General features: G+C 30.7%; 7 protein-coding genes. 1 reads left to right on the top strand and 6 read right to left on the bottom strand.

The annotated features are described in order from the left end of the window. The 4 genes from ACJAX4_RS21965 to ACJAX4_RS21980 form a co-directional block, all read right to left on the bottom strand. Window positions 1-1,423, bottom strand: a 1,423-nt coding sequence (locus ACJAX4_RS21965; protein ID WP_435791574.1) for an alanine/glycine:cation symporter family protein, incomplete at its 3' end; no start/stop codon positions are given. A gap of 246 nt (window positions 1,424-1,669) precedes the next feature. Next, window positions 1,670-2,251, bottom strand: a complete 582-nt coding sequence (locus ACJAX4_RS21970) for an NUDIX hydrolase (protein ID WP_435791575.1) — start codon at window positions 2,249-2,251, stop codon at window positions 1,670-1,672. A gap of 38 nt (window positions 2,252-2,289) precedes the next feature. Then, complete coding sequence (locus tag ACJAX4_RS21975; protein WP_435791576.1) at window positions 2,290-2,574, bottom strand: hypothetical protein; 285 nt, start codon at window positions 2,572-2,574, stop codon at window positions 2,290-2,292. Between the two features lie 78 nt (window positions 2,575-2,652). Continuing rightward, a complete protein-coding gene (locus tag ACJAX4_RS21980; protein WP_435791577.1) occupies window positions 2,653-3,477 on the bottom strand; it encodes an undecaprenyl-diphosphate phosphatase in 825 nt (274 codons plus the stop codon). Between the two features lie 330 nt (window positions 3,478-3,807). Here ACJAX4_RS21980 and ACJAX4_RS21985 point away from each other — a divergent pair, with 330 nt between their 5' ends. Next, complete coding sequence (locus tag ACJAX4_RS21985) at window positions 3,808-4,215, top strand: hypothetical protein (protein ID WP_435791578.1); 408 nt, start codon at window positions 3,808-3,810, stop codon at window positions 4,213-4,215. A gap of 102 nt (window positions 4,216-4,317) precedes the next feature. Here the strand turns inward: ACJAX4_RS21985 and ACJAX4_RS21990 are convergent, their stop codons facing one another. Both ACJAX4_RS21990 and ACJAX4_RS21995 read right to left on the bottom strand, forming a co-directional pair. Then, the gene (locus ACJAX4_RS21990; protein WP_435791579.1) at window positions 4,318-4,650 is read right to left on the bottom strand and encodes a helix-turn-helix domain-containing protein; all 333 of its coding nucleotides are present in this window, start codon (window positions 4,648-4,650) and stop codon (window positions 4,318-4,320) included. A 154-nt stretch (window positions 4,651-4,804) separates the two neighbouring features. Next, the coding region (locus ACJAX4_RS21995) for a TrkA C-terminal domain-containing protein (protein ID WP_435791580.1) at window positions 4,805-5,264 on the bottom strand (460 nt) is incomplete at its 5' end.

Below are 5,264 nucleotides of genomic sequence, written 5' to 3' on the forward strand. Positions count from 1 at the left end.
AATCTGCATTATTAATTCCCAACTTCTTAGGATCGAAAGTAAATGTATCCATTGTTTTTCCTTCTTTCAATTGAGCTTCGTAGTCTTTTAAAACTTTAAGACCAATCTTTCCAAGGATTATTATGGAAATAACATTAAGCCATGCCATGCTACCTACAGCAATATCACCAAGTGCCCAAGCAGTTGCTGCTGTTTTAACAGAACCATAAAAAGTGGAAAAGAGAATTCCAATTCTTAGTACATTAATGATAACCTTGCTATTTTTAGAGTTTCTAAACAAATAAGTAAGGTTTGTTTCTGCTATATAATAGTATGCTAGCAGTGTTGTAAATGCGAAGAAGAACAAAGCGATGGCAACAAAACCTGCTCCGAAGTCTCCCATTACAGTTGAAACTGCAGCTTGTGTATATCCAGGTCCTATTTCAATTGTTGGTATATGCGATACAATGAATCCACCTGCTTCATTATATACATTGTATTGGCCTGTTACTAGAATCATGAATCCAGTTGCAGAACATACAAATAATGTATCAAAGTATACTGCAAAAGATTGAACTAAACCTTGTACAGCTGGGTGAGATACTTCGGCAGCCGCAGATGACTGTGGTCCAGTTCCTTGTCCAGCTTCATTTGAATAAATTCCTCTTTTAACTCCCCATTGAACTGCGAGTCCTAAGATACCTGCAAATGCTTGTTCAGCACCAAAGGCACTTTTAATTATTAATGTAAACATTGCAGGAACTTCTGCGATATTTACTAGAAGTACTATAAATGCCACTATAATATAGGCAATTGCCATAAAAGGCACTATAATTTCAGCAGTTTTTCCAAGTCTCTTTGTACCGCCGAATATAACTAAAGCAAGTAGTGCTACTATTACTAATCCTGTTATCCAAGGAGCAAGTCCAAAGGCATTATCAATACCAGCTGCAATACTGTTTGATTGAACGCCTCCAGCAAATAAGCCCAAACCGATTATAGTTACAATTGCGAACAGAATTGCGTACCATTTTTGTCCCATAGCTTTTTCAATGTAGTAGGCTGGACCTCCACGATACTCACCATTAATTTCTTCTTTGTAAACTTGACCAAGTGAACATTCTATGAAGGATGAACCAGCACCTAGAAATGCAATAGCCCACATCCAGAAAAGGGCACCAGGACCACCCATGGCTATAGCAGTAGCAACACCTGCTATATTGCCTGTCCCAACACGGCCAGCAACTGACATTGCAAAGGCTTGAAATGAAGATACTCCTTGTTCTGAGTCTCCACCTTTAAATAAATACTTAACCATGTGTTTAATATGACGTATTTGAAGGAACCTCGTTCTAATAGAAAAATAAACACCTGTACCTAAACATAAATAAATTAGTGCATTGCTCCAAATTAAACCACTTATTTGACTGAGTATGTTTTCCATAAATCTCCCCCTACTTTATTAATTTAACACTAAAAAAATATTATCACAATTATGAGAAAATTGCAATAAATATATTCAGATTTCTTCAAAGCAGTTAAGTTACAATAAATTTATGTGAAAAATATTGTTGTATATGTGAAAAATATTGTTGTATATGTGAAAAAAATAACTAGAAGAGCCAGCAGAACAAATTAATTATATTCTGCTGGCTCTTCTAGTTATTTACAACATGCAACTTGCATCGCGCTAGGCACCAATATAGTTTTGTATTGAAAGAAAAGCCTTAATGTCTATTTTTTTGTCAGAGCTAATAAGATCCATAGCTTCTTGCCTTGATAATAGCATAATTTCTATATCCTCATCATCTTCTAAATATTCTTTCGAAATTTCGCCGCTACAAGTGCAATATACTAGAGCTACGGATTCATCAGTCATACCTGTTGAAATATATACTTTTGGTTTAGTTTTGTTATAATCTATTTGTAGTAAATCTAGCCCAGTTTCTTCCTTTAGTTCTCGCTTTGCAGTAGTTTCAACGTCTTCTCCTGGATCTATGAGTCCAGCAGGAATTTCGTATACATAATCATTAAGAGGAATTCTAAATTGTTTTATAATAACTATTTTATCTTCATCTATATGAGTTGCTACTATTATAACAGCATCTATATTTTCATCAGTACCATTAAAATAGTTGTTTTTTAATGTATTTAAATCTTTTCTAGAAGCTATGGACCAATTTTTAATATCACCTTTTTTATTAGTATACTCTGCATTATAAAGTTTTAAATATTTTGTATCTGCAAGTAGTGTAATATTATTTACTGACATTTTTTCTCCAATCATAATATTTTTTATTATTATATTATTTACTCAAAATCCTCAGGTTTTAAATTGTTTACATAATCTAAAACTACATCTAGTGATTTAGAAGAGTACATTGCGTCTACTCCACCTTTATGATAATAAACAGAAAAACGATCATTTTTAAAATAGAAAATGTGATAACTTCTGCTACCAACCTGTCTATGTCCTAAAAGAGTTTCGTTCTCTAAAATAAGTTCATTTAATATTTTATTTCCTTCATGTACATCGGATATAACAGCCAAACTTAAATAACGAGGTGCAAATTCAAATTTTTTCATTGTATTCATTATAATTCCCCTTTCATACTATATATATATATTATATAATAACACTTAGAAATGTGAAAAACAAATATTGGTATAATATTAACCAACAAAGAAGTATGAAATTACAATTATACCCAATACAATTCTATACCATCCAAATAACGTGAAATCATGCTTCTTTATGTACCCCATTAAGAATTTAATGGCCAGTACAGATACTACAAAAGCAACCAACATTCCTATAAACAAAGTAATAAGTTCAGCATTTGTGAAAACCAAACCGAATTTAAGAAGCTTTAAAAGGCTCGCTCCGAACATGATAGGAATAGCAAGGAAAAAGGTAAACTCTGCTGCAACAGTTCTTGATGTTCCTATTAAAATTGCACCAAGAATAGTTGTTCCCGAACGAGAGGTACCAGGAATTAGTGCTAGTATTTGAAATATTCCAATGAGAACCGCAGTTTTATAAGTGATTTGAGATAGTTCATTAATTTTAGGTTTTATATTTATATGTTTACGCTCTATAACAATAAACAGAATACCATATATAATTAAAGTCACTGCAACTGTCTGATAATTATAGAACATTGCCTCAATTTTATTATCATATAACACACCAATAATCCCTGCTGGAACACAAGCTGCAATGATTTTTAACCATAGCGAAAGAGTATCATCTTTTATAGTTATTTTACTTTTAATAATTAAAAAAGGATTTAACTTTTTAAAGTACAACACCACAACGGCCATGATTGCTCCAAGCTGAATAACTACTAAAAACATCTCTTTAAATGCTGCACTCATATTGAGTTGTAAAAACTCATCAACTAAAATCATATGTCCTGTACTACTGATGGGTATCCACTCGGTTAAACCTTCAACAATACCAAGAACAATAGCCTTGATTATTTCAATAAGTTCCATACGTTAATCACTCCCTTTAATAGCTTGTTTTTTAAATAAAGTTCATCCTGTAAAAAACAATGCATTTATAGTATACAATCTTATTTTTATAAATTCTACAACTTTAGAGTGATTTTTAGATATAATATTATAAAAAACAGTAAAAATATCTATATGTATTTATATTGGTGTTATATTTGAATATATTTTAGTTAATAGGTAAAATATTTATATTTTGGGTATAAAAATCAATAGAAAATAAGATTAAAATTTGTTATACTATCTGTGGATTTTAAGATTTAGAGTAAGTAAATAAAGAGAAATACATGTACAGTTTGTGAGGGGGAGAAGATGTTTTATTTTGTGAAGGACATAGAAGTTGATGTAATGAATGTAAATTGTTTGAAGCAAGTTCCATTTTTGGAAGAGGCAATATACAATATGTCATTAGAAAAAATAACTAAAGAGTATGAAAACATAAAAAAATGGTTTATGTTTAATAAAATGGCTAACAATTTTCAGATAAAAGGGGTAGCAGGAAAAGAGCTTGATTTTTTTATTATAGAGGATATTCCTTACGAGGACTTGGATTATACCCATGATGTTTTACATAACAGAATCAAACAAAAAATGGGATCTGAATTTGAAGAATATAACCACAACTTGAGATTAAGATTAAGTAGGACATGCTCTAAAATACTATTTGATACTAAGATAGAATGTATTTTACGTGCCACTAACGTGGCAAGTGGCAAGTAGATTAACAAAAAAAACTAGTAATATACTAGTTTTTTTTTGTTCTAAAATTTTTTGAAATATATAAAAATCATATAGTATAGAAAATAGGTGTATTAATACTTCTTACCTTGCAAGGTGTGGTAATAACAACTTAATAAGACCTTCAATAACACTGACTTCCTTTTCTGAACATCTACTTATCAATGAATGTAAAACATTGTTATTTGAATTAACATTTACATGGTCGAAAAATAAATAATCTATTGATATATGTAAACATTCAGAAATCTTTATCAATGTATTAATGCTCATTTTCCTTTCTCCTCTTTCAATTTGTCCTAAAAAATATGGAGAAAGGTTTACAAGTTCAGACAATTTTTCTCTGGTCATATCAAAATTTTCTCGTTCAATCCTTATTCTGTTTCCAATTTCTTCATAATTGATTTCCTTTTGCAAATTACTCACCCTCTACATCTTAATGACCCTTTACTAGTTTACATAAAAAACTGCAATTTATAAATAAGCCCTCTGCATACAAATTACGGTATAAATTAGTTTATATTTTGTGTAAATAAGCTTTTTTTATTCAGAAGGCTTAGGGTAGTCTAATTTAGTTTAATGTTTCACAAGATGCTGTTTTTTCATTTAAAATGTCGTTTATGTCAGATACTTTATCTTCGTTAGTAAGCACTATTATATAGTCTCCGGGGAAAATAATAGTATCCCCTTGTGGAAGTATTTCATGTTCTCCTCGCTTAACTGCTACCAGTAGACAATTATGTGGCCATTTAATGTCTTTAACTTGTTTTTCATCTAATTCACAGCCCATACAAATAGAAAATTCTAATAGATGCTTATGTTTCTTATTACCAAAGGATATTTTTTCTCCTGCATTGTGTAAAAATCTTTCTAGCAATGATTCATAAATAGGCTTTGATGCTAAAATATCTGCAACTATATATGCAACTATTGATACAATAGCTAATGATAGCAAATGAGAAAAGGAACCTGTCATTTCAGTAATTAGAATAGTTCCAGTTATAGGTGCTCTAACTACAGCTGTGAAATAT

Origin of the sequence: Clostridium sp. (genome assembly GCF_051278035.1) — a bacterium.
Taxonomy (GTDB): Bacteria; Bacillota; Clostridia; order Clostridiales; family Clostridiaceae; genus Clostridium_AD.